This window comes from Streptomyces sp. NBC_01723 (assembly GCF_036246005.1).
Taxonomy (GTDB): domain Bacteria; phylum Actinomycetota; class Actinomycetes; order Streptomycetales; family Streptomycetaceae; genus Streptomyces.
This window is the reverse complement of sequence record NZ_CP109171.1, coordinates 2,385,175-2,409,732: the sequence shown is the minus strand read 5'-3', so window position 1 is coordinate 2,409,732 and position 24,558 is coordinate 2,385,175. Positions and strand designations below refer to the sequence as shown.

Below are 24,558 nucleotides of genomic sequence, written 5' to 3'. Positions count from 1 at the left end.
GCGACGAACCTAAAGCTCCGCCAGCAACTCCGCCTTCTTCGAGGAGAACTCCTCGTCCGTCACCAGCCCCTGCTGATGCAACTCCCCGAGGTGCCGGATCCGCTCGGCGATGTCCGCGGGATCCCGCCGAGGCGCCGGCACCGGAACCGGAACAGGGGCGCCGGCGCCCCTCTCCCGCACCGCCGCCAACACCGCCGCGGCGAACGGCAGCGACTCGTGCACGGGCCCGTACCCGAGCCCGAACACGACGGACGCCGGGTCCTGGTCGGCCTGCGGAGCGGCCCCCGCGGCGTCGCGCGGCAGCAGCCGCAGATACCCCTCGAACACCTCGGGGGACCGCCATTCCACCCCGCCCAGGTCGGCGACCGGGAAGCTCTGGTCGCCGGCCTTCCACTTCGCCGAGGACGCGCCGGTCCAGGACCACCGGAAGGACACCGCCTTCCCGTCGAAGGACGCCTTCCCGTCGTACGCCTTGAAGTGCAGCGGCGCGTCGGGCGCGGCCACCAGGTACCGGTCCGCCGGTTCGGACGCTCCGGAGCCGGTCAGCAGTCCGCGCAGCTCGTCGGCGTAGTACTCCGCCAGCGTCTCCCGCTCGGCGGGCAGCACTAGCCGGTACGGGTCGCCGCTCTCCTTCAGCTGTCCGGCCGCCGCCTCGATCAGCGGATCGGCGCCCTCGCGCGGTTCGACGCGCAGCACCACGCTGCCGCGCCGGCCCGGCGTGAGCGTCACCCCGGCGATGGCCTCCAAGGGCACCCGGCGTTCCCCCAGGGCCTGAAAGAGCTTGGGTGTTCGAATCCCCCGTTCGTAACGGATGAGCACGGAGTCGGACTCGAACTCCCAGGCGGCATGAAATCCGGCCAGTACGTCACCCATGCGGCTCATCGTATGCGGCACGAGCCTCTCCGTCCCCTCCCCGTGCAAACCGGAGTTTCTGCGCCTCTACGCGCGTCCGGCCGCCGTCGCCACGGACAAACCCGCCCGGCATGTGTCACCTTCTCCCGCACAGGCGACCGTGCGGTATGCGCCAACACCGATCTCCGCGAAGTTGCGCAGGCTCTCCGTGCCCGGCACGAAGTAACCGCTGTGCCCCTGGGCGCCGCGCGCCGACAGCACCCGCGCCCCGAAGGCGGCGGACACCGGGTCGGCGCCGTGCCCGAGCCCGCCGACCTCCAGGTAGGGCACGTCCCGGATCCAGTCGTCGGTGTCCCGCATCGCCCATACGCGGGCGGAGGTGTGCAGGTGGGAGGCGTTCTCGGCACGCATGCCGGGGCTGCCGGCCACCGCTATGTCGGTCACCCGGAGGGGCAGCGTGTCGGCGGCGAGGCCGCACACCACCGAGCCGTAGCTGTGGCAGAACAGCGAGACCGGGGCCCGGCCGGGCAGCGCCCGCAGCAGCCCGTTCAGCCGGGCGGCGCCCTGCTCGGCGCGGGTCGCCGTGGCCGCCTCCATGCCGAGGCCGCTGGGGGAGGTGTAGTCGGCCCACGCGATCACGGCCGTCCGCGTGTCGGGGCTCGCGGTGCGCTCCGCTTCGTACAGCGACTCGGCCATGCCGACGGGTGCCGAGTACTTGCGTGCGGTGCGCTCGAAGGTGACCAGTTCGGTGTCGACACCGGGCACCACCACGGACACGCGTTCAGCGCGGTCGAGGTTCCCGAACACCTCGGCGACCTTGCCCGCGCCCGCCGGGTCGAAGGCGAGGATGTGCCGGCCCGGTGCGAGCAGCGAGTCGTAGTGGTTCATGCGCTTCGCGGCCTCGCGCTGGCCGGACAGGGACAGGCGTTTGTCGTGCATGCGCGCGCGCTCCACCGACCGCGCCTTCTCGAGCGCCGTCCGGTTGGCGAGGTAGCGCAGCTGGACGGGGGCGCCGTTCATGTTGCCGACGGCCAGCGGATAGCGGCGGGCCAGGCTCTCGCGCTGCCATTCGCCGAGTGAGGCGAAGAAGCGGGCCAGCCGCGTGGGTGTCGTGTGCACGTCGGGCAGCGAGCGTCCGCCGATCCGGCCGTGCTCCCAGGCCGAGACCGACGCCTCGAGTGCCGTGGGGCCCCGCTGGTTGCGCAGAGCGGTCCAGCCGGTGGTCGCCAGCATCACGAACACCACGGCCAGGGCGAGCAGTGCGCGCCAGACGTTCAGCTGCGGGGAGGTGTCGAAGGAAGTCACTGGGAGGACACACTAGGAGAACGGGACGGTCTCGCGTGAATCCAGTGACACGGATCACGTTTCGCTGCTGCGCTGCGGGGTTGGTCCGGCACGCTCGGCGAGCGGACGGCCGCCGGGGTCCCGCCAGTCGCCGGTGAGCGCCGGTGCCACGTGGTCCAGATAGGAGGCCGTCAGGTCGCGCAGCGCCGCCAGACCGGCGTCGTCCCGGGCCGACCAGATCCGTTCGGTCACCCGCATCACCGCCCCGAAGACGGCCACGACCACCCGCGGGCGCGGATCCTCCTCCACGTCCAGGCCCTCGCGGTCGGCGATGAGGCGCGCGATCTCCTCCTCCAGCTCCGTCGCGCGCCGCAGATGCGCGGCGAGCAGCGCGGGCGTCGACTCGATCACCCGGTAGAAGCGCAGGTGCAGCTCCATCGGGATCAGCCGCTCGACGGCCTCGCCGATGGTGCTCCAGCTCTCCACCAGGGCGAGGCGCAGCGCGTCCAGCGGCGCCTCCCCGGGCGGGCGCGCGCGCACGGCCTCGACGAAGTGCGACTCCGCGAGCCGCGACACGAAGAACGCCGCGTCCTCCTTGGAGGCGAAGTAGCGGAAGAAGGTGCGCTGCGAGACGTCGGCGGCGTCGGCGATGTCGTCGACGGTCGTCTCCTCGTACCCGCGCTCGGTGAACAGCTCGAGGGCGGAGCGCAGCAGGAGGTCCCGGGTGCGCTGCTTCTTGAGTTCGCGCAGGCCCAAAAGTTCGCTCCTCCACCAGGGTGCCGCAGTGTGTTTCCGCAGTTCAGGCTATACGCAGATGACATGTCAGTTACTGACACGTGAATTGGTTTGTCAACTGTCAGTGGCTGTCATTAGCCTCACCGTATGACTAGTCAGACCACCATCGACAAGACCGGACCGGGGGACGGCGTCCCGTCGGGTTCCGCGCCCGCCAAGGGGTTGCGCGGCCATCCGTGGGTCACCCTCGTCACCGTCGCGGTCGGGGTCATGATGGTGGCCCTGGACGGCACCATCGTGGCGATCGCCAACCCGGCCATCCAGGACGACCTGGACGCCAGCCTCGCCGACGTCCAGTGGATCACCAACGCCTACTTCCTCGCCCTCGCGGTCGCCCTGATCACCGCGGGCAAGCTCGGTGACCGATTCGGGCACCGGCAGACCTTCCTCATAGGCGTGGCGGGCTTCGCCGCCTCCTCCGGAGCGATCGGACTGTCCGGCAGCATCGCCGCGGTCATCGTCTTCCGTGTCTTCCAGGGCCTGTTCGGCGCCCTGCTGATGCCGGCCGCGCTCGGCCTGCTCCGGGCCACCTTCCCGGCCGAGAAGCTCAACATGGCCATCGGCATCTGGGGCATGGTGATCGGCGCCTCCACCGCGGGCGGCCCGATCCTCGGCGGCGTGCTGGTCGAGCACGTCAACTGGCAGTCCGTGTTCTTCATCAACGTGCCGGTGGGCATCCTCGCCGTCGTCCTCGGCGTCATGATCCTGCTGGACCACCGGGCCGAGAACGCGCCGCGCTCCTTCGACCTCCTCGGCATCGCGCTGCTGTCGGCCTCGATGTTCGCCCTCGTCTGGGCACTCATCAAGGCTCCCGAGTGGGGATGGGGTTCCGGGCAGACCTGGCTGTACATCGGCGGCTCGGTGGTGGGCTTCGTCCTGTTCTCCCTGTGGGAGACCAAGGTGAAGGAGCCGCTGATCCCGCTGGCGATGTTCCGCTCGGTGCCGCTGTCGGCCGGTGTGGTCCTGATGGTCCTGATGGCCATCGCCTTCATGGGCGGCCTGTTCTTCGTCACCTTCTACCTGCAGAACGTGCATGGCATGAGCCCGGTCGACGCCGGTCTCCACCTGCTGCCGCTCACCGCCATGATGATCGTCGCCTCACCGCTGGCCGGCGTGATGATCACCAAGGTCGGCCCGCGCATCCCGCTGGCCGGCGGCATGGCCTGCACCGCGATCGCCATGTACGGCATCTCCACGCTGGAGACGGACACCGGCAGCGCCGTCATGTCGGTCTGGTTCGCCCTGCTGGGCCTCGGCCTCGCGCCCGTCATGGTCGGCGCCACCGAGGTGATCGTCGGCAACGCGCCGATGGAGCTGTCCGGTGTGGCCGGCGGTCTCCAGCAGGCGGCGATGCAGATCGGCGGCAGCCTCGGCACCGCGGTCCTCGGCGCGGTCATGGCCTCCAAGGTCGACAGCGACCTGGCGGGCAACTGGGCGGACGCGGGGCTTCCCGAACTGACGCCGGAACAGGCCCACCAGGCCTCCGAGGCGGTCCAGGTCGGCGTCCCGCCGGTGGCCCCGGGCACCCCGGAGCAGATCGCCGCGAAGATCGCCGACGTCGCCCACAACACCTTCATCGACGGCATGAGCCTGGCCTCGCTGGTGGCCGCCGGTGTCGCGGTCGTGGCGGTGGGGGTCGCCTTCCTCACCAAGCGCGGGGTGAACGCGGACGGCGGCGCCGGCATGGGGCACATCTGACGGACCGCCGGCCCCCGTTCGCCCATCAGGGTGACAGGACCGGCGAACCCTCCCCTCCGGCGGGCCGCGCAGGTCACAGTGGGTCAAGTCCTCCGCAGGACATGGAGGACGGCACGCTGCGGCGCGCTGCTGGAGGGGGGCAGCGCGCGCGGCGGGCATAAGACGCCGGGTGCGGGTACCCGAACTCCACGAGGAATCGAGGGAGTTGATGATGGCGAGCTTCGGACAGGGATCGCACGGGTACCCCCGCTCACGTGGCCGGACAGGCGCACGGACCGGGCCGGACCGTGCGACGCTCGGGATCATCGGAGTCGTGTGCGCGGTGGCGGGCTTCTTCCAGCTGGGCATCGTCCTGGGTCCCGCCGCGATGGCCTGCGGATGGCTCGCCATGGGACGCAGCTGGGCGGGCTCCCGGCCGGTGCCCGCGGTGGTCGCCTTCGTGCTGGGCGCGATCGACACGCTGCTGGCGATCGTCTGGCTCGCCGGTTCGGCGGGCATGAACAACGGCATGCTCTGACGGGCCGCGCACCCACGACGCAAGAGTGATGAGGGGCGCCCCGGCCGTCCGGCCGGGGCGCCCCTCATCGTGTGCTCGTCCGCGTGCGCGTCACGCGTCCCCGCCGGCCACGCCCGGGTCGGCCGCGGCGACGTCGAGCAGCCGGTACCGGTCGATCGCCTGCTTCAGCACCGACCGGTCGACCTTCCCCTCCCGCGCCAGCTCGCTCAGTACGGCCACCACGATCGACTCCGCGTCGATGTGGAAGAACCGCCGTGCGGCCCCGCGCGTGTCGGCGAAGCCCCACCCGTCCGCGCCCAGCGACTGGTACGTACCCGGCACCCACCGGGCGATCTGGTCGGGCACCGACCGCATCCAGTCGGACACGGCCACGAACGGCCCCTGCGCACCCGCCAGCTTCCGGGTCACGTAGGGCACCTGCTGTTCCTCCTCGGGGTGCAGCAGATTGTGCTCCTCGCACGCCACCGCCTCGCGCCGCAGCTCGTTCCAGGAGGTCGCCGACCAGACGTCGGCGCGTACGTTCCACTCCTCGGCGAGGATCCGCTGGGCCTGGACGGCCCACGGCACCGCGACCCCGGAGGCCATGATCTGCGCCGGGATCGAGCCCTCCGTGCCCTCGCTGAAGCGGTACACGCCCTTGAGGATGCCCTCGACGTCCACGCCCTCCGGTTCGGCCGGGTGGCGGATCGGCTCGTTGTAGACCGTGAGGTAGTAGAAGACGTCCTCGCCGTGCGGGTGGTGTTCGTCCCCGCCGTACATCCGGCGCAGGCCGTCCTTGACGATGTGCGCGATCTCGAAGCCGAACGCCGGGTCGTACGCCACGCATGCCGGGTTGGTCGAGGCCAGCAGCTGCGAGTGGCCGTCCGCGTGCTGGAGGCCCTCACCGGTCAGTGTCGTACGTCCCGCGGTCGCGCCCAGCACGAAACCGCGCGACAACTGGTCGCCCATCTGCCAGAACTGGTCGCCGGTGCGCTGGAAACCGAACATCGAGTAGAAGACGTAGACCGGGATGAGCGGCTCGCCGTGCGTCGCGTACGCCGAACCCGCCGCGATCAGCGAGGCCGTGCAGCCCGCCTCCGAGATGCCGTCGTGCAGCATCTGCCCGGTCGGCGCCTCCTTGTAGGCGAGCAGCAGATCCCGGTCCACGGACTCGTACTGCTGCCCGAGCGGGTTGTAGATCTTCGCACTCGGGAAGAACGAGTCCATGCCGAAGGTGCGGTACTCGTCCGGCGCGATCAGCACGAACCGTTTGCCGATCTCCTTGTCCCGCATGAGATCTTTCAGTAGTCGCACAAAGGCCATCGTCGTCGCGATGGACTGCTGGCCCGACCCCTTCTTCACGGTCGCGTACGTCTTGTCGTCCGGCAGGGCGAGCGGCTTCGACCGCACGACGCGCGTCGGGACGTACCCGCCCAGACCGAGCCGGCGGTCGTGCATGTACTGCATCTCCTCCGTGTCCCGGCCGGGGTGGTAGTACGGCGGCGGGCCGGACTCCAGCTCCTTGTCGGAGATCGGCAGGTGCAGCCGGTCGCGGAAACGCTTCAGGTCGTCGACCGTCAGCTTCTTCATCTGGTGGGTGGCGTTGCGGCCCTCGAAGTTCGGTCCGAGCGTCCAGCCCTTGATCGTCTTGGCCAGGATGACCGTCGGCTGGCCCTTGTGCTCCAGCGCCGCCTTGTAGGCCGCGTAGATCTTCCGGTGGTCGTGCCCGCCGCGCCCCAGGTGCAGGATCTGGTCGTCGGTCATGTTCTCGACCATCGCGCGCAGCCGGTGGTCGTCGCCGAAGAAGTGGTCGCGGATGTACGCGCCGGACTCGGTGGCGTACGTCTGGAACTGCCCGTCCGGCGTGGTGTTCATCCGGTTGACCAGCACGCCGTCGCGGTCCTGGGCGAGCAGCGGGTCCCAGGTGCGGTCCCACACCAGCTTGATCACGTTCCAGCCGGCGCCGCGGAAGACCGACTCCAGCTCCTGGATGATCTTGCCGTTGCCGCGCACCGGGCCGTCCAGGCGCTGGAGGTTGCAGTTGACCACGAAGGTCAGGTTGTCCAGGCCCTCGCGGGCGGCGATGGAGAGCTGGCCCAGCGACTCCGGCTCGTCCATCTCGCCGTCGCCGAGGTAGGCCCACACGTGCGAACGCGAGGTGTCCGCGATCCCGCGCGCGTGCATGTAGCGGTTCATCCGCGCCTGGTAGATCGCGCCGATCGGGCCGAGGCCCATCGAGACCGTCGGGAACTCCCAGAAGTCCGGCATCGACCGCGGGTGCGGGTACGACGACAGGGCGTGCGGCGCGGCTGACTTCTCCTGCCGGAACCCGTCCAGGTGCTGCTCGCTGAGCCGGTCCAGCAGGAACGCGCGGGCGTAGATGCCCGGCGAGGCGTGGCCCTGGAAGAAGACCTGGTCACCGCCGTCGCCGTCCTCCTTGCCGCGGAAGAAGTGGTTGAAGCCCACGTCGTACAGGGAGGCCGAGGAGGCGAACGTCGCGATGTGGCCGCCGACGCCGATACCGGGCCGCTGCGCGCGCGAGACCATCACCGCGGCGTTCCAACGGGTGGCGTTGAGGATCTTGCGCTCGATCTCCTCGTTGCCGGGGAAGAACGGCTCGCTCTTGGTCGGGATGGTGTTGACGTAGTCCGTGCTGCGCATCTCGGGCACGGCCACGCGCTTCTCGCGGGCGCGCTCGATCAGCCGCAGCATCAGGAAGCGGGCCCGCTCCCGGCCGCGCTCGTCGACGGCGGCGTCGAGGGAGTCGAGCCACTCCTGGGTTTCCTCGGGGTCGAAGTCAGGAACCTGACTCGGAAGGCCGCCAATGATGATCGGATTGCGATCGGATGCGGAAGCCACGCTGTTCCTTCGCTCTCAGAGGGCTACTTGGCCGGGTGTCTGCGCCGATTACCCGCCGGTTCCCCATCGTGTACCTCACGGGGGCAATCGTCATCTGTACCGTGGGGTAACCGGTTCCTTCGAGGGGATCGGGGGCACGTTCATTCGAGTCTCGTACCCACGCATGGTTCCCAAATACGCAAACGGGGCAGATAGGTGTGGTGTACGTCACCTTCGGTCTGGACGGCATGGCTGGAGTTGCGGCGACACGGCCGGGATCGTCACCGTTTCGGCGGTCCCAGACGCCGGGTACTTGCGCGATCGGTCCCGCCCGTGTGGACTACGGCCAAGCTTCGCGCACGCGCGAGGCTGAAGACATCTACCGAAACATGATCAGGAGGCAACCCGTGAGCGCGACCGCGGACCACGCGGAGGAGCGGACGAACCCTGCCGCCAGGCTGGGGTTCCAGCCCGGGCAGGTGGTCCAGGAGATCGGCTACGACGACGACGTCGACCAGGAGCTCCGCGAGGCCATTGAGGGTGCCGTCGAGGGCGAGCTGGTGGACGAGGACTACGAGGACGTGGCCGACGCCGTCGTGCTGTGGTTCCGTGACGACGACGGCGACCTGACGGATGCGCTGGTGGATGCCACCACGTACATCGAAGAGGGCGGGTCGATCCTCCTTCTCACGCCGAAGACCGGCCGTGATGGATACGTCGAGGCCAGCGACATCTCGGAAGCCGCGACGACCGCCGGACTGACGGCGTCCAAGAGCGTCAGCGTAGGCAAGGACTGGAGCGGCAGCCGGCTGGCGACGCCCAAGGCCGCCAAGTCCAAGCGGTAGCCGCACGGCCTCCGCACCACCCCGGACTCCGGACGGGCCGGCCTCGGTCGGCCCGTCCGCGGGTTCGCGATGATCCCTGCGTAGGGTGTTTCCAGCGAACACCTCCGGAAGGGACGAACAGGACATGGCGATCCAGGTCGGCGACAAGGCCCCCGACTTCGAGCTGAAGGACAACCACGGCGCGACCGTCCGGCTGTCCGACTTCCGCGGCCAGAAGAACGTGGTGCTGCTCTTCTACCCGTTCGCCTTCACCGGCGTGTGCACCGGCGAGCTGTGCGAGGTGCGCGACAACCTGCCGCAGTTCTCCGACCGCGACACCCAGGTGCTCGCCGTCTCCAACGACTCCATCCACACCCTGCGCGTCTTCGGCGAGCAGGAGGGCCTGGAGTACCCGCTGCTGTCCGACTTCTGGCCGCACGGCAACGTCTCGCGCTCCTACGGCGTCTTCGACGAGGACAAGGGCTGCGCCGTCCGCGGCACCTTCATCATCGACCGGGAGGGCGTCGTGCGCTGGACCGTCGTCAACGGTCTGCCGGACGCCCGCGACCTGAACGAGTACGTGAAGGCGCTCGACACCCTGTGACCCGGCACCCGTGACCCGACACCGCGATTTGTCGGCCGCAGGGCCTGCGGGGGGCGGGAACCCGTCACTAGGATCGAATCGTTGATCCGATATCCACGCACTACGGGGCACCCCGCCCCTGGACACCAATGGAGGACTCGTGGGAGTCAGCCTCAGCAAGGGCGGCAACGTATCGCTGACCAAGGAGGCCCCCGGCCTGACCGCGGTCATCGTCGGTCTGGGGTGGGACATCCGCACCACGACCGGTACGGACTTCGACCTCGACGCCAGCGCGCTGCTGCTGAACAGCGGCGGCAAGGTCGCCAGTGACGCGCACTTCATCTTCTTCAACAACCTGAAGAGCCCGGACGGGTCCGTCGAGCACACGGGTGACAACCTCACCGGTGAGGGCGAGGGCGACGACGAGCAGATCAAGATCGACCTGGCCAACGTCCCCGCCGACATCGAGAAGATCACCTTCCCGGTCTCCATCTACGACGCCGAGAACCGCCAGCAGTCCTTCGGCCAGGTGCGCAACGCGTTCATCCGCGTCGTCAACCAGGCCGGCGGAGCCGAGATCGCCCGCTACGACCTGTCGGAGGACGCCTCCACGGAGACCGCGATGGTCTTCGGCGAGCTGTACCGGCACGGCGCCGAGTGGAAGTTCCGCGCCATCGGCCAGGGCTACGCCTCGGGCCTGCGCGGCATCGCCCAGGACTTCGGCGTGAACGTCTGAGCGACCAGAACCACCGGGGCACCCGCCCCGATCGTCCGGCGCCGCACGGTTTACGTGCGGCGCCGGACGCGCAGGAACTCCAGGAATCATCACCCGGGGAGGGACCATCACCATGGGCGTCACGCTTGCCAAGGGCGGCAACGTCTCCCTGTCCAAGGCCGCACCGAACCTCACTCAGGTTCTGGTCGGACTCGGCTGGGACGCGCGTTCCACCACCGGAGCACCCTTCGACCTCGACGCCAGCGCCCTCGTGTGCGGCAACGGCCGGGTGCTCGGCGACGAGTGGTTCGTGTTCTACAACCAGCTCAAGAGCCCGGACGGCTCGATCGAGCACACCGGCGACAACCTCACCGGCGAGGGGGACGGCGACGACGAGTCGATCCTGGTCGACCTCTCCGCGGTGCCGGCCCACTGCGACAAGATCGTCTTCCCGGTCTCGATCCACCTGGCCGACGAGCGCGGCCAGGCCTTCGGCCAGGTCAGCAACGCCTTCATCCGGGTCGTCAACCAGGCCGACGGCCAGGAACTCGCCCGCTACGACCTCAGCGAGGACGCCTCCACCGAGACCGCGATGATCTTCGGTGAGCTCTATCGCTACCAGGGGGAATGGAAGTTCCGCGCGGTGGGGCAGGGGTACGCGTCGGGGCTCCGGGGCATCGCTCTAGACTTCGGAGTCAACGTTTCGTAAAGCCGCGTACGGCGCGGGGGAGCCCCGTACACACACGATTGGGTAGCCAGTGGTTCTGAAAACCTTCGGGTGGTCGTTCGCGGTCACCGCGCTCGGCCTGGTGGCCGCGGTCTTCTACGGGGGGTGGACCGCCTTCGGCATCGTGGCGATCCTGTCCGTCCTGGAAATCTCGCTGTCCTTCGACAACGCGGTGGTCAACGCCGGGATCCTGAAGAAGATGAATGCCTTCTGGCAGAAGATCTTCCTCACCATCGGCATCCTGATCGCCGTCTTCGGCATGCGCCTGATCTTCCCGGTCGTCATCGTCGCGGTGAGCGCGTCCCTCGGCCCCATCGAGGCCGTCGACCTCGCCCTGACCGACAAGGACCGCTACCAGGAGCTGGTGACGGACGCCCATCCGTCGATCGCCGCCTTCGGTGGCATGTTCCTCCTGATGATCTTCCTCGACTTCATCTTCGAGGACCGGGACATCAAGTGGCTCGGCTGGCTCGAGCGCCCGCTGGCCAAGCTCGGCAAGGTCGACATGCTGTCGGTCTGCATCGCCCTGGTCGTGCTGCTGGTCTCCGCGATCACCTTCGGTGCCCACGCCCACCAGCACGGCGGCACCCACGCCGACAAGGCGGAGACGGTCCTGCTCTCCGGCATCGCGGGTCTGATCACCTACCTCGTCGTGGGCGGCCTCTCCAGCTTCTTCGAGGAGAAGCTCGAAGAGGAGGAGGAGCGCGAGCACGAGGCCGAGGAGAAGGCCGAACGCGAGGGCAAGCCCAAGTCGGCCGTCAAGCTGGCCGGCAAGGCCGCGTTCTTCATGTTCCTCTACCTGGAGGTCCTGGACGCGTCGTTCTCCTTCGACGGTGTCATCGGCGCCTTCGCCATCACCAACGACATCGTGCTGATGGCCCTCGGACTCGGCATCGGCGCCATGTACGTCCGGTCGCTGACCGTCTACCTGGTCCGCCAGGGCACCCTCGACGACTACGTCTACCTGGAGCACGGCGCCCACTACGCCATCGGCGCCCTGGCCGTCATCCTGCTGGTGACCATCCAGTACGAGATCAACGAGATCATCACCGGCCTGATCGGCGTGGTCCTGATCGGCGCCTCCTTCTGGTCCTCGGTGCGCCGCAACCGGGCCATCGCGGCGGCCGGCGGCGGCGATCAGGAGAAGACGGAGGTCTCCTCCGGGGTGTGAAACCACTCCGTCCCCGGGCCGGGTTCGACCCCGGTGCGCCCGCACCACTGGTGTGAACCCGGCCCGGACGAGGAACGCTCTGAGCGGGGCGGCCGACGAGGACGACTCCTCGGGGCCGCCCCGTCGGCGGTCGGAACAAGGTGGGGGCGGTAATGGGCTTCTTGGACGGGCTGTGGCGCGGCCGTGAGTCCGAGTTCGACTCGGGCAGCGCGGCGACCAACTCCATCCAGCTGACCAAACGGCACAGCCAGGTGTCCCTGACCAAGCAGGGCGCGGCCACCGGCCACCTGCGCGTCAACCTGGCCTGGCGCATGCGCACGTCGGACATCATGGGCGCCCAGCGCGAGAGCCTGCTGCGGCACCCCTTCAAGGCACTCAAGCCGCCCGAGGTCGTCGGCCACAGCCAGAGCATGGTCAACGTCGACCTCGACCTCGGCTGCCTCTACGAACTCATGGACGGCACCCGCGGCGTCGTCCAGCCGCTCGGCGGCTTCCTGGGCGACGTCAACGCCCCGCCGTACGTCAAGCTCAGCGGCGACGACCGGTTCGGCTCGGCCTCCGGCGAGACGATATACGTCAACCTCGACCACAAGGACGCCATCAAGCGCCTCCTGCTGTTCGCGTACATCTACGACCAGACTCCGGCCTTCGACCGGACGCACGCCATCGTCACGCTCTACCCGAGCAACGGCCCCCGCATCGAGATAGGCCTCGACGAACGCCATCCCCAGGCCCGGTCCTGCGCCGTGGTGATGATCGAGAACGTCAAGGGCGAGATCTTCGTCCGCCGCGAGGTGAAGTTCGTGTACGGCTTCCAGGGCGAACTGGACCGGCTCTACGGCTGGGGCCTGCAGTGGGGCCGCGGCCACAAGAGCAAGGCGGACCGCTAGGGCCCGCCTTCACTGCCGAGCCGCCGAGCCGCCGAGCCGCCGAGCCGCCGAGCCGCCGAGCCGCCGAGCCGCCGAGCCGTCGGGCCGCCGGGTCGGCTAGCGCCCGACGAACTGTGGTCCCTGCGGCGGCATCCGGAAATCGGGGTCGGGAGCCGCGGTGACCGGCTGCGGATAGCCGTAGCCGGACTGCACGCCGGCGGCCGCGGCCGGGGCCTGCGGATATCCGTACCCCGGTGCTCCGGCCGGCTGCGGAAAGCCGTACGCGGGCTGTGCCGGGACGCCCGCGGGCTGCTCCGGCGGCAGCGGTCGCGAGGCCCCAGGGAGGGGCTGGACGGTCGTCGGCTGCTCGGGATCGACCACCGGCTGGGCGGGCGCGGGCTGGGTGGCCGGGGTCTGCGCGGGGCCGGGCTGGGCGGGCGGGAACGTCGGCTCGGAGCGAGGGGCCGACAGGGGGTCCTCAGCCCCCTCCGACTCGTCCACCGAGATGCCGAAGTCGGTCGCCAGGCCCTTGAGCCCGTTGGAGTACCCCTCGCCCAGCGCACGGAACTTCCAGGCCTCCCCGCGCCGGTAGAGCTCGCCGCAGATCAGCGCCGTCTCCTGGCCCGTCTCCGGCTTCACGTCGAAGTACGCCAGCGGTTCCGCGTCGGCCGAGGCGGCGTCGTGCACCAGGATGCGCAGGGACCGCACACGGTCGAAGGTGACCCCGTCCGCGGACGCCACCAGCAGGATCCGCCCGACCGAGGGCTCGACCCGGGAGAGGTCTGTCTGGATCGTGTCGGTCAGGCCCTCGGCGCCCCGCTTCTTGCCGAGCCGCCAGACCTGGCCGGAGGGGTGCCGGGGCTGGTTGTAGAAGACGAAGTCCTCGTCGGAACGCACGCGGCCGTCCGGACCCAGCAGCAACGCGGAGGCGTCGATGTCAGGGACTCCGGACCCGGGTGTCCAGCGCAGCACGGCGCGTACCGTGGTGGCTTGCAGCGGGATGTTCGATCCCTTCAGCATCGCGTGCGTCATGCGGTCATCCTGCCCTCTCGGTCCTGGTCACGACAACGCGGGGGCGGGTACTCGACCCGTGTCCGCCTTCCCGGGTGGCCATCGACGACATGGCCGGGTTACCTGGAATTCATGCCCGGTGGGAACCTCCGACATGGATACGTACGTACTATTACCGGCCACCTTTCGACGATTCACAGGTTGCCCAGACACCACGGGGGAGTTTAAATGCGTCATTTCGGACAGATTGCCCCTGAAGTGCGGAAGCGTCTGTTCCACCAGGAGCCCTGCGCCTTCTCGGCCGACTCTCCGGCCCGGCTGCTCTCCGCGGCCCTGGGTGCCACGCTCTACAGTCCCGCCACCCGGCCGAATCTCGCCGACGACGTCCTCAAGCAGGGTGCGCGCGGTGTGGTGTCGATGGTGCTGTGCCTGGAGGACTCGATCGACGACGCCGACGTACCGGAGGGTGAGGCCAACCTCGTCCGTCACCTCAATGATCTGGCGAAACGTTCCGACGCCGACGTCCCCCTCCTGTTCGTCCGGGTCCGCACCCCCGAGCAGATACCCGACCTCGTGCGCCGCCTCGGCCCCGCCGTGCGGCTGCTGTCCGGATTCGTGCTGCCGAAGTTCACCGAGGAACGCGGCGTGCCCTTCCTGGAGGCGCTCTCCGCCGGGGAGGCCGCCAGTGGCCGCAGGCTCTTCGCCATGCCGGTCCTGGAGTCCCCGGACCTGCTGTACCGGGAGTCCCGGGTGCAGACGCTGGAGGGGATCTTCCGCGCGGTGGACAAGTACCGCGACCGCGTACTCGCCCTGCGGCTCGGCGTGACCGACTTCTGCTCCTCCTACGGGCTGCGCCGGGGCCCCGACATGACGGCGTACGACGTCCAGATCGTCGCCTCCGTGATCGCCGACGTGGTGAACATGCTCGCCCGCGCCGACGGCACCGGATTCACCGTGACCGGGCCCGTGTGGGAGTACTTCCGCGTCCCGGAGAGGATGTTCAAACCGCAGCTGCGGCAGAGCCCCTTCCTGGAGGGCCAGGCCGTCGGACTGCGCCAGAAACTGATCGAGCACTCGATGGACGGCCTGCTGCGGGAGATCTCCCTGGACCGCGCCAACGGCCTGCTGGGCAAGACCTGCATCCACCCCTCGCACGTGCTCCCCGTCCACGCGCTGTCCGTCGTCAGCCACGAGGAGTTCAGCGACGCCCAGGACATCCTGCGGCCGGAACGCTGCGGCGGGGGTGTGATGAGGTCCGCCTACACGAACAAGATGAACGAGGTGAAGCCGCACCGCGCCTGGGCCGAACGGACCCTGCTGCGCGCCGAGATCTTCGGGGTGGCGAACGAGGACATCGGTTTCGTGGAACTGCTCGCCGCCGGACTGTCCGACTGACCGCAACGATCCACGACCGACGCAAGGGCCCAGGCCGAGATGGACAACGGGAGGCACGAGTACATGACCGAGAGGGCGCGCGCCGAGGGGCGCGCCGGAGTCTGGTCCGGCAGCTGGGTCGCGGAGCGGCTCGGCGTCGAACTCGCCGGTGACGACAGTCTGACCGGCCTGCTGGGCCTCGCCCTGCGCCGCAACCCCAAACGGGCGCACCTGCTCGTCTCCAACGTGCTCGGCAAACACGTCCCCCAGTCGCCCTCCGTCGTCCACGGCCACGGTGTCGCCCTCGGCCGCCGCGTCCGCGACCTGCTCGGCGCCGAGACGGCCGGACACGCGGTCGTCCTCGGCTACGCGGAGACCGCCACCGGACTCGGCCACTCCGTCGCCGACGGCCTGGGCGCCGCCCCCTACCTGCACTCCACCCGCCGCCCGGTCGCCGGGGTGAGCCGGGCGGGCGGCTTCGAGGAGTCCCACTCGCACGCGACCTCCCACCTCCTGCTGCCCGAGGACCCGGCGCTGCTGGCCGGCGACGGGCCGCTCGTCCTCGTCGACGACGAGTTCTCCACCGGCAACACGGTGCTCAACACCGTCCGCGCCCTGCACGAGCGCTATCCCCGCAAGCGGTACGTCGTGGTCGCCCTGGTCGACATGCGCTCGCCCGCCGACGCCGGCCGGCTGGAGGACTTCGCCCGGGAGATCGGCGCCCGCGTGGACCTGGTGACCGCCGCCTCGGGCACGGTGCGGCTGCCGCCGGGGGTTCTGGAGAAGGGGCAGGAACTGGTCGCGCGGTACGAGGCCGGGAGTGCGGGTGCGGGATCCGGCGCCGGGGGAGCCGCCGGCCGGGTGTCCCGCGTCGACCTCCACTGGCCCGACGGGGTTCCCGACGGCGGCCGGCACGGGTTCACGGCCGCGCACCGTGAGCGGCTGGAGAACGCGCTGCCCGGCATGGCGGCCCGGATCGCCGACGCACTGCCCGCCGACACCCGACGCGTGCTCGTCCTCGGCTTCGAGGAACTGATGTACGCGCCCCTCCGCCTGGCCGACGCACTCGAGCGGACCACCGACGCCGATGTGCGCTACTCCACCACGACCCGCTCTCCCGTCCTCGCGGTCGACGACCCCGGCTACGCCATACGCACCCGCCTGGTCTTCCCCGCACACGACGACCCGGCCGACGGCCCCGGCGAGCGCTATGCCTACAACGTCGCGGGCGCCGGCTTCGACGCCGTCGTCGCCGTCGTCGACTCCGCCGCCGACACCCCCGCACTGCACGAGCCCGACGGACTGCTGGGCCGGCTCGCCGCCCATGTCCCGCACGTCCTGCTCGCGGTCGTCCCGTCGTACGTCCCGTACGCCCCGCACGCTCCCGAAAGGCCCTCCATGCTGCCCGAGCCCCTGCGCGGCCCCGACTTCTCCTCGTACGCGTCCGACGAGGTCGGCTGGCTGCTCCAGGACTTCTCGGACGTGACGCTGGAGGCGCCTACCGAGGAGCGCGAGGAGGCCATCCAGAGCGGCGGCGCGCACTACGCGGAGTCGCTGCCCGTGGAGTACCAGCCCAGCGAGCAGTACCAAGAGCTGTTCCACGCGGCCCTGGACGCGTCCGCCGCCCGGCTGGCGCGCGCCGTCGGTGCCGTCACCGAGATCGTGCTCGCGGAGCGGTCGCCCCGCCCCGTTCTGGTCTCCCTCGCCCGCGCGGGCACTCCCGTGGGCATCCTGATGCGACGCTGGGCGCAGTACCGCCATGGTCTCGACCTCCCTCACTACGCCGTGTCGATCGTCCGGGGCCGGGGCATCGATGCCAACGCACTGCGCTGGCTGGCCGCCCACCACGACCCCGCCGACGTCGTCTTCGTCGACGGCTGGACCGGCAAGGGCGCCATCACCCGCGAACTTGCCGCCGCCCTGCGCGACTTCGAGGTATCGGACGGCGTCACCGGCTTCAACCCGGAGATCGCCGTGCTGGCCGACCCCGGCTCCTGCGTACGCACCTACGGCACGCGCGACGACTTCCTCATCCCTTCCGCCTGTCTCAACTCCACCGTCTCCGGCCTGATATCCCGCACCGTGCTCCGCGCCGACCTGGTCGGCCCGCACGACTTCCACGGCGCGAAGTTCTACCGCGAGCTCGCCGGCTCCGATCTGTCACCCGCCTTCCTCGACGCCGTCTCCGCGCACTACCCGGACGTCACCGACGCGGTCCACGCCCAGGCCAAGGAACTGCTGGCCGCCGACCGCACCCCCACCTGGGAGGGCTGGGCCGCCGTCGAGCGGATCAGCGAGGAGTACGGCATCGACGATGTGAACCTCGTCAAGCCCGGTGTCGGCGAGACCACGCGCGTGATGCTGCGCCGCGTGCCCTGGAAGGTCCTCGCCCGGGCCGGCGCCGGCCCGGACCTGGACCACGTACGCCTGCTGGCCGAGCAGCGGGGCGTGCCCGTCGAGGAGGTCGACGACCTGCCCTACACCTGCGTCGGGTTGATCCACCCCAAGTACACGCGGGGCGCTACCGGCGCCGACGGCAAGGCGGTGGCGCTCTGATGTCCGTCCTCGTCGCCAGCGACCTCGACCGCACACTCATCTACTCCGCGGCCGCGCTCGGACTGACCATGCCCGACCTGCGGGCCCCCCGGCTGCTGTGCGTGGAGGTCTACGAGAGCAAACCCCTCTCCTACATGACCGAGACCGCCGCCCAACTGCTGACCGACCTCGGCGACAAGGCCGTCTTCGTGCCGACCACCACCCGCACCCGCAAGCAGTACCAGCGCATCAACCTCCCCGGCCCCGTGCCGAAGTACGCGATCTGCGCCAACGGGGGTCACGTGCTGGTGGACGGCGTCTCGGACCCCGACTGGCACGCACGCGTGACCGCCCGGCTCGCCGACGAGTGCGCCTCGCTGGCCGAGGTCCGCGACCACCTGATGAACACCGCCGACCCGCTGTGGGTGCGCAAGCACCGGGTCGCCGAGGACCTCTTCGCCTACCTCGTCGTCGAGCGCGAACTGCTGCCGGAGGAGTGGGTGAAGGAACTCGCCGTGTGGGCCGAGAACCGCGGCTGGACCGTGTCCCTCCAGGGCCGCAAGATCTACGCCGTCCCCAAGCCGCTGACCAAGAGCGCCGCCGTCCACGAGATCGCCCGCCGCACGGGCGCCGAACTCACCCTCGCCGCCGGGGACTCGCTGCTCGATGCCGACCTGCTGCTCGCCGCCGACCGCGGCTGGCGCCCCGGCCACGGCGAGCTGGCGGACTCCGACTGGACGGCTCCGGCGATCAGCGCCTTGCCCGAGCGCGGTGTCCTGGCCGGTGAGCGGATCCTTCGGGAGTTCCTGCGCGCGGTGAGTCCGGCTCGCTGACTTCGCGGTCCGTGTCACCGGCACCGTCCTCGGTGCCGGTGCCGGTTCCGGAGCGGCGGCCACGCCTGCGGTTGCCGGCTCCGGGCCGCAGCAGACGCATGCCTATGAAGACCAGCAGCGCCAGAGCGGCGATCGCGAGGATCACCTTCGAGTACGTGGAGGCGATGCCCGAGACCTCGGACCAGTTGTCGCCCAGCGCGTAGCCCGCGAGGACGAAGACCGTGTTCCATATCGCGCTGCCCAGCGTGGTCAGGGCGAGGAAGACGGGCAACCGCATCCGCTCGACGCCCGCCGGTACCGAGATCAGGCTGCGGAAGATCGGGATCATCCGGCCGAAGAACACCGCCTTGGTCCCGTGCTTGAGGAACCAGGCCTCCGTCTTCTCGATGTCGGAGACCTTCACCAGCGGCAGCTTCCCCGCTATCGCCACCGTGCGATCCCGGCCGAGCAGCGCGCCGATCCCGTACAGCGCGAGAGCGCCGATCACCGAACCCGCTGTCGTCCACAGCAGGACGGCTATCAGGTTCATCCGGCCGGAACTCGCCGCGAACCCGGCGAGCGGCAGGATCACCTCGCTCGGCAGTGGAGGAAAGAGGTTCTCCAGAGCGATGGCGAGCCCGGCGCCCGGTGCGCCGAGCGCGTCCATGAGGTCGTTGATCCACTGCGGTGCCGCGCCGCTGTCGGCGGCCGGCTGCGCTGCGATGGCTGTCATGACGACCACGCTAGAAAATGGCGGCTGAAGAGACCCTGAGGAAGACCGCAAGATCGACTGCGGTGTACCGCAGGCGGGAATTGCGGTTTTCCGCAGTGTGCGCCGCTGCCGCGCCCGGCTAGCCTCCCGATCATGCGAGTCATGGCGCGACGTGTGGTGCGGTGCGGGGTGGGCCTGATCATGGGGACCGCCACGGCCGCCGTCGAGCTGCTCTTCGCCCTGCTGGCCGGGGCGGCCCTGCTGCCCGTCGCGGCCTGGCCGGCCGCCCGCCGCGCAGTCCTGCGCCCGGCCCTCGCGGGCGCGCGGATACTGGCGGAGCTGGAGCGGGCCCGGCTGCGGATGTGGCTGGACCTCCGGATCACCCCCGCGTACGAGGACGCGCGCGCTCTGCGGTACGTGGCCTGCCACTGGGCGCTGGGCGTCCTGGGCGGGGTGGTGATGCTGACGGCCGCCATCGGCCTGGGGTACGGCACCTTCGGGCTGTACGGCTGGTTCCTGCTGGACGGCATACGCAACCCCGGTTCGTTCGTCCTCGGCAGTCTGGGCGGCCTCTTCCTCGTGTTCCTCGCCGTGCAGGGAATATTCGGGGTGGCCGGCCTGGAGGGGCAGCTCGCACGTCACTTCCTCGGTCCGCGGCACCAGGAGGAGCTGGAGCGGCGGATCGCCGAGCTGGCCGCCAGCCGCGCCGCCGTGGTGGACGCGGTGCACGACGAACGGCGCCGCATCGAGCGGGACCTGCACGACGGCGTGCAACAGCGTCTCGTCGCCCTCGGCATGCTGCTCGGCCGGGCCCGCCGCAGCCAGGAGGCCGGCCGCCGTGACCGACTGCTGGGCCAGGCCCACGACGAGAGCCGCCGCGCCCTGGACGAGCTGCGCGAGGTGGCCTGGCGGATCTATCCGACGACGCTGGACGAGGCGGGGCTGCGAGCGGCGCTGGAGACGGTCGCCGAGCGGGCGTCCGTGCCGGTGGGGGTGGAGTACGACCTCGCCGACGAACCCGAGCGGGCGGTGGCGACCGTCGCCTACTTCGTCGTCTGCGAGGCGGTCACGAACGCGGTCAAGCACGCGGCGCCGACCCGGATAAGCGTCGCCGTCAGAGCGGAGGAGGAACGGATGTACGTGAGCGTCCAGGACGACGGCTGCGGTGGGGCCGACGCCGCCGGCAGCGGACTGTTCGGGCTCGCCCGCCGCGTCGCCGCCCTCGACGGCAGCCTCAGCGTGGTGAGCCCGCCGGGCGGGCCCACCCTGGTCTCCGCGGAGCTGCCATGCGGCTGATCCTCGCCGAGGACTCGACCCTGCTGCGGGAGGGGCTGGTGCGGCTGCTGACGGAGGAGGGGCACGAGGTGCTCGCGGCCGTGGGCAACGCGGAGCTGCTGCTGAAGGCCGTCGCCGAGGACCCTCCGGACGTGGTCGTCGCCGATGTCCGGATGCCGCCGACGCACACCGACGAGGGCCTGCGCGCGGCCCTGGAGATACGCGAGCGGTGGCCACAGGTCGGGGTGCTGGTGCTCTCGCAGTACGTCGAGAAGCGGTATGCGACGGAGCTGCTGACCGGGGAGACGGAAGGAGTCGGATACCTGCTCAAGGACCGGGTGGTCCAGATCGACGAGTTCCTGGACGCGCTGGAGCGGGTGGCCGCCCGGCGGGCGGCCTTCGACCCCGAGGTCGTCCGCCAGCTCCTCGGCCGTACGACGCACAGCGATCTGCTCGCCCGGCTCACCGGACGGGAGCGGGACGTGCTGGGCGAGATGGCGCAGGGGCACACCAACGCGGCGATCGCGCGGCGTCTGCACATCTCGCAGAGCGCCGTGGAGAAACACACCAACGCGATCTTCGACAAGCTGGAGCTGACGGGAGGTGAGGGCTATTCACGCAGAGTACTGGCGGTGCTGCGCTATCTGGGCAGCTGAGGGGGGCCGCCCCGCGGGCTCAGCCGCAGCAGCCCCCACCGCAGCAGCCGCCACCGCCACCGCCGCCCGGCGACGGCGCGGGGGCGGACGAGCCCGCCGAGCCGCCGACCGCGACCGTCGACAGCAGCTTCACCGTGTCGTCGTGGCCCGCCGGGCAGGCGGCGGGGGCGGAGGACTCAGCCATGGGACGGCTCAGTTCGAAGGTGTCGCCGCAGCTCCGGCAGCGGTACTCGTAGCGAGGCATGCGCACAGGTTAGCCGGACCGGCCCGCGACCGGACCCGGTGGCGGAGAAGTGGCCGCCGTGCCGCCCCGCGGTCAGTGGCCGGCCCCGCGCTCCTCACGGATGTGGGAGACCACCTGGCTCGTCGACTGCCGGACCGCTTCCGTCTCCGTCAGGAAGTGCCAGTAGTCGGGGTGGCGGCCCTCCAGCGTGGTGATCGCCCGTTCCAGCCGGGCCACGGCCTCGTCCAGGGGGCGCGCGTGACGCGGGTCGGGAGTGTTGCGGCCCGCCATGGCCAGGCGCTGTGCGTCGCGGATGGCGAAGCGGGTGCGCTCGATCTCCTGCTGCGGGTCCTTCTGCACGGCGTTGAGCTGCCGCAGCCGGTCACCGGCCGCCGAGACCGCCTCGTCGGTCGTGTTCAGCAGCGCCCGGACCGTCGAGAGCAGGGCGGTGGCGTCGGGCCAGCGCTGTTCGTCGCGGGCGGTCTGTGCCTCGGTGAGCTTCCGCTCGGCCTGCCGGACCGATTCGGTGGCCTGGTCCGGCACCTGCTGGAGGTCCTGCCAGCAGGCGGCGGTGAACCGGCGGCGCAGTTCGCTCAGCACCGGCTCGACCTGCTCGGTGCGGGTGGTCAGGGCCTGGGCGCGGGTGCGCAGGGAGACCAGTCGGTGGCTGATCTCGTCGGCGCGCTCGGGCAGCCGCTCCGCTTCGGCGCGGACCGCCTCGGCCTCGCGGGTGACCCGCTCGGCCCGCTCCAGGGTCTGGGGCACGCCGTGCTGTCCCGCGCCCTGGTTGAGCCGGGTCAGCTCCGGGCCGAGGGTGGCGAGACGGGTGGCGAGGTCGTCCGCCTTGAGCCCGGAGCCGCGAGCGGAGTCCAGGGCGTTGGAGGCGGCGAGCAGGGCCTGCCGGGCGCGTTCGACGGCGGGTGCCAGCCGGGCCAGCTGGGTCTCGGCCTTGCCGAGCAGGGGACCGAGGCCGTCGGCGAAGCGGTCCAGTTCCTGCTTGACCCGGCCCAGCTCGTTCTTGGCCGCGGTCAGTTCGCCGCGGGCGCGGGAGGCGGCCGAGGCCTCCAGGTCGTCCCGGTCCAGGTCGTGGGCGTCGACGGCACCGATGTACTGATGGCTGACCTCGTCGATGCGCCGGCCGAGCGCGTCGAAGTCGGTGACCGCGCGCCGGGCGGCGGGGGAGGAGTCGACGGCCGCGATGGTCTCTATCGAGATCCGCAGGTCCCGCTGGGCGCTGTCCAGCTCGTAGAAGGCGGCCGCCGCGTCGTCCTTCGCGGCCTGGGCCTCCGCCCGCTGGCTCTCGGCCCGCCCGCCGAACCAGCGCCGGGTGCCGCCTCCGGTGAACGCGGCGGGCAGCGCGAGTACGGCGAGGACCGGCAGGCCCATCAGGGCGAGCGTGTCACGGACCGCGCTCGGGGGGCGGCGACGCGAGCGCTGCGGCGGGTGCGACGCGCGCGCCACCATCGGCGAGTACGGCTGCGATGGTGTCGCCGTCACATCCCTCTCCCGTGTCGTCCGTCCTGCCCGGGTCCATTCTCCCACCCGATAGGGACGAACACACGGGCCGGTCAGTTCGCGGTTCGGACCGTGACTTTGCCGTCTTCGGTCCGGGCGTTCACCACGTGGGTGCTGGTCTCGTCCCGCGGCACGGAGACGTCGACCCCGCCGTCACCGGACTTCGTCGACACCTTGTACGTGTCCCGGGGCAGGGTGATCGACACGGAGCCGTCGCCGCTGCGGGACTCCACCAGGTCCGGGACGGTGCCGAGTTCGAGGCGGACCGAGCCGTCCCCGGTGTGCGCGCTCACCCGGCGGGAGGAGACCTCCGCGCGGACGGAACCGTCGCCGGTGCGCAGTTCCAGCGGTCCCGAGGTGTCGGTGACGTGCACGGATCCGTCGCCGGTACGGATGTTCAAGGCATCCCGGAATCCTCGTGCCCGGACGCTGCCGTCCCCGTCCTCGACCTTGACGGCGATGCCCCGCGGCACCTCGATGCGGTGCTTGGCCTCGCAGTCGGCGATCACGCCGGAGCAGTGCATCCGCAGTTCCAGCCGGTCGCCGTCCATCTTCCAGGTCACCTCGGGCTCCGAGCCGACGGCGACCGACCCGGAGAACCAGCGGGTGACCTCGACCTTTCCGGACTCGTGGTCGTCCGAGGCGATGATCTCCAGGGCGGAGTCGTCGGAGTCGACGGTGAGGGTGCTGCCCCGCAGACCGAAGGACCGGTGTTCGGGTTCCTTGTCGTCCGAGGCGGAGGCGCAGGCGCTGAGACCCGCGACGAGAACGGCGACGGCTCCGGCGGCGGCGAAGGCGCGAGCGTGAACGGTACGGGCGGGCATGACGGTCTCCCCCTGGGACGGACGGTGAAGTGCCGCGCCGGGGCCTTCCGGAGTGGAGGCGGCCCTGCCGACGAGGCCCTTCGACCGTACGGAGCACGGGCCCGCAGGGGGATCCGGGTCACTACCGGATCCGGGGTGGGGATAACCCCCGGCCCGGGCCATGTAGGCTGTCGACTCGTCCTGGGTGCGTAGCTCAGGGGTAGAGCGCCTGCCTTACAAGCAGGATGTCGGCGGTTCGAAACCGTCCGCGCCCACCAGGACCGGCGCCGCTGTCGTCGGTGACGAGGCCCCCGGAGATCCTCCGGGGGCCTCTCGCGTGCGGTCGCCGGTCATCTCTCTAGGATGAGGCCCGTGAGGAGCCCCGAGCAGCACGTCCCGCGACCGCCCGTGCGGTGGTTGCAGACCGTGTGTGTGCTCGGACTGCTGGCCGGGCTGTTCGGTATGCACGGGCTGGCGCCCGGCGGAGGTCTCCCGGAGCACTCCGCCCGGCACTCCCTCCCGGGTTCCGCGCCGCAGGCCGGGGCGGCCCACGCCGGGTGCGCCGAGGACGACGGTTCCTGCGGCGGCGGACATCTGGGGCACGCCGATTCGGTGTGCGCGTCCGGCGCGGTGACACACGGGCCGGCGCTGCCCGGCCTCGTTCCCGCCCCGGTGCCCGTGGCCCCCTGCGCCGGGGTCGTGCACGCGTACGCGGCCGACGCGCCGGACGGTGCGCGGGCGCCGCCCTCCCTGGCCGAACTCCAACTCCTGCGGATATAGGCACCGCCTC

At 70.7% G+C, this 24,558-nt stretch carries 23 protein-coding genes and 1 tRNA gene; 15 read left to right on the top strand and 9 right to left on the bottom strand.

From position 1 onward, the window contains the following. Window positions 1-9 precede the first annotated feature (9 nt). From OIE75_RS11315 to OIE75_RS11305, 3 genes are all read right to left on the bottom strand, one after another. Window positions 10-873, bottom strand: coding sequence for a DUF4429 domain-containing protein (locus OIE75_RS11315; protein WP_307011774.1), 864 nt, complete (start codon window positions 871-873; stop codon window positions 10-12). Between the two features lie 66 nt (window positions 874-939). Continuing rightward, complete coding sequence (locus tag OIE75_RS11310; protein ID WP_329470618.1) at window positions 940-2,157, bottom strand: alpha/beta hydrolase family protein; 1,218 nt, start codon at window positions 2,155-2,157, stop codon at window positions 940-942. 54 nt (window positions 2,158-2,211) lie between these two features. Further along, a complete protein-coding gene (locus OIE75_RS11305) occupies window positions 2,212-2,892 on the bottom strand; it encodes a TetR family transcriptional regulator (RefSeq protein WP_329470616.1) in 681 nt (226 codons plus the stop codon). A gap of 126 nt (window positions 2,893-3,018) precedes the next feature. Between OIE75_RS11305 and OIE75_RS11300 the strand changes: the two genes are divergently transcribed. Together OIE75_RS11300 and OIE75_RS11295 are read left to right on the top strand one after the other, a co-directional pair. After that, window positions 3,019-4,629, top strand: a complete 1,611-nt coding sequence (locus tag OIE75_RS11300; RefSeq protein ID WP_307011769.1) for an MFS transporter — start codon at window positions 3,019-3,021, stop codon at window positions 4,627-4,629. 208 nt (window positions 4,630-4,837) lie between these two features. Continuing rightward, a complete protein-coding gene (locus OIE75_RS11295; protein WP_307011767.1) occupies window positions 4,838-5,146 on the top strand; it encodes a small hydrophobic protein in 309 nt (102 codons plus the stop codon). A 90-nt stretch (window positions 5,147-5,236) separates the two neighbouring features. Here the strand turns inward: OIE75_RS11295 and aceE are convergent, their stop codons facing one another. Next, complete coding sequence (gene aceE / locus OIE75_RS11290) at window positions 5,237-7,984, bottom strand: pyruvate dehydrogenase (acetyl-transferring), homodimeric type (protein WP_307011765.1); 2,748 nt, start codon at window positions 7,982-7,984, stop codon at window positions 5,237-5,239. A gap of 386 nt (window positions 7,985-8,370) precedes the next feature. Between aceE and OIE75_RS11285 the strand changes: the two genes are divergently transcribed. From OIE75_RS11285 to OIE75_RS11260, 6 genes are all read left to right on the top strand, one after another. Further along, entirely contained in the window at window positions 8,371-8,808 is a 438-nt protein-coding gene (locus OIE75_RS11285; protein WP_166661640.1) for a DUF3052 domain-containing protein, read from the top strand. 124 nt (window positions 8,809-8,932) lie between these two features. Beyond that, entirely contained in the window at window positions 8,933-9,391 is a 459-nt protein-coding gene (locus OIE75_RS11280; protein WP_125493419.1) for a peroxiredoxin, read from the top strand. A gap of 139 nt (window positions 9,392-9,530) precedes the next feature. Further along, the gene (locus tag OIE75_RS11275) at window positions 9,531-10,106 is read left to right on the top strand and encodes a calcium homeostasis/redox stress adaptation protein (RefSeq protein ID WP_125493420.1); all 576 of its coding nucleotides are present in this window, start codon (window positions 9,531-9,533) and stop codon (window positions 10,104-10,106) included. 112 nt (window positions 10,107-10,218) lie between these two features. Next, window positions 10,219-10,794, top strand: coding sequence for a TerD family protein (locus OIE75_RS11270; protein ID WP_122620330.1), 576 nt, complete (start codon window positions 10,219-10,221; stop codon window positions 10,792-10,794). Window positions 10,795-10,843: 49 nt separating this feature from the next. Next, window positions 10,844-11,983: a DUF475 domain-containing protein gene (locus OIE75_RS11265; RefSeq protein ID WP_307011760.1), complete on the top strand. Its 1,140-nt coding sequence runs from the start codon at window positions 10,844-10,846 to the stop codon at window positions 11,981-11,983. Window positions 11,984-12,135: 152 nt separating this feature from the next. Continuing rightward, window positions 12,136-12,873 carry a TerD family protein gene (locus OIE75_RS11260; protein WP_234954280.1) on the top strand — a complete coding sequence of 246 codons (738 nt, stop codon included), beginning with the start codon at window positions 12,136-12,138 and terminating at the stop codon, window positions 12,871-12,873. Window positions 12,874-12,969: 96 nt separating this feature from the next. Here the strand turns inward: OIE75_RS11260 and OIE75_RS11255 are convergent, their stop codons facing one another. Continuing rightward, the gene (locus OIE75_RS11255) at window positions 12,970-13,884 is read right to left on the bottom strand and encodes a TerD family protein (RefSeq protein WP_329470606.1); all 915 of its coding nucleotides are present in this window, start codon (window positions 13,882-13,884) and stop codon (window positions 12,970-12,972) included. 207 nt (window positions 13,885-14,091) lie between these two features. Here OIE75_RS11255 and OIE75_RS11250 point away from each other — a divergent pair, with 207 nt between their 5' ends. From OIE75_RS11250 to OIE75_RS11240, 3 genes are all read left to right on the top strand, one after another. Continuing rightward, window positions 14,092-15,258 carry an HpcH/HpaI aldolase/citrate lyase family protein gene (locus tag OIE75_RS11250; RefSeq protein WP_329470605.1) on the top strand — a complete coding sequence of 389 codons (1,167 nt, stop codon included), beginning with the start codon at window positions 14,092-14,094 and terminating at the stop codon, window positions 15,256-15,258. Between the two features lie 63 nt (window positions 15,259-15,321). Further along, a complete protein-coding gene (locus OIE75_RS11245; RefSeq protein ID WP_329470604.1) occupies window positions 15,322-17,793 on the top strand; it encodes a phosphoribosyltransferase in 2,472 nt (823 codons plus the stop codon). Next, window positions 17,793-18,605, top strand: coding sequence for an HAD family hydrolase (locus OIE75_RS11240; protein WP_329470603.1), 813 nt, complete (start codon window positions 17,793-17,795; stop codon window positions 18,603-18,605). The genes OIE75_RS11245 and OIE75_RS11240 overlap by 1 nt, the downstream gene beginning before the upstream one ends. On the opposite strand, the gene OIE75_RS11235 is transcribed toward OIE75_RS11240, so the two are convergent. Next, a complete protein-coding gene (locus OIE75_RS11235) occupies window positions 18,523-19,317 on the bottom strand; it encodes a DedA family protein (protein WP_329470602.1) in 795 nt (264 codons plus the stop codon). The genes OIE75_RS11240 and OIE75_RS11235 overlap by 83 nt on opposite strands. Window positions 19,318-19,449: 132 nt before the next feature. On the opposite strand from OIE75_RS11235, the gene OIE75_RS11230 reads away from it, so the two are divergent. Both OIE75_RS11230 and OIE75_RS11225 read left to right on the top strand, forming a co-directional pair. Continuing rightward, entirely contained in the window at window positions 19,450-20,592 is a 1,143-nt protein-coding gene (locus OIE75_RS11230; RefSeq protein ID WP_329470600.1) for a sensor histidine kinase, read from the top strand. Further along, a complete protein-coding gene (locus OIE75_RS11225) occupies window positions 20,583-21,227 on the top strand; it encodes a response regulator transcription factor (RefSeq protein ID WP_163016306.1) in 645 nt (214 codons plus the stop codon). Before OIE75_RS11230 ends, OIE75_RS11225 begins: the two co-directional genes overlap by 10 nt. Window positions 21,228-21,246: 19 nt before the next feature. Here OIE75_RS11225 and OIE75_RS11220 read toward each other — a convergent pair whose 3' ends face one another. The 3 genes from OIE75_RS11220 to OIE75_RS11210 form a co-directional block, all read right to left on the bottom strand. After that, the gene (locus OIE75_RS11220; protein ID WP_307011748.1) at window positions 21,247-21,471 is read right to left on the bottom strand and encodes an FmdB family zinc ribbon protein; all 225 of its coding nucleotides are present in this window, start codon (window positions 21,469-21,471) and stop codon (window positions 21,247-21,249) included. 72 nt (window positions 21,472-21,543) lie between these two features. After that, entirely contained in the window at window positions 21,544-22,947 is a 1,404-nt protein-coding gene (locus OIE75_RS11215) for a hypothetical protein (RefSeq protein WP_329470597.1), read from the bottom strand. 71 nt (window positions 22,948-23,018) lie between these two features. Then, window positions 23,019-23,789: a DUF4097 family beta strand repeat-containing protein gene (locus OIE75_RS11210; RefSeq protein ID WP_307011744.1), complete on the bottom strand. Its 771-nt coding sequence runs from the start codon at window positions 23,787-23,789 to the stop codon at window positions 23,019-23,021. Between the two features lie 182 nt (window positions 23,790-23,971). Between OIE75_RS11210 and OIE75_RS11205 the strand changes: the two genes are divergently transcribed. Both OIE75_RS11205 and OIE75_RS11200 read left to right on the top strand, forming a co-directional pair. Continuing rightward, a tRNA-Val gene (locus OIE75_RS11205) sits at window positions 23,972-24,046 on the top strand. Window positions 24,047-24,140: 94 nt separating this feature from the next. Next, window positions 24,141-24,548, top strand: coding sequence for a DUF6153 family protein (locus OIE75_RS11200; protein WP_329470594.1), 408 nt, complete (start codon window positions 24,141-24,143; stop codon window positions 24,546-24,548). Window positions 24,549-24,558 lie beyond the last annotated feature (10 nt).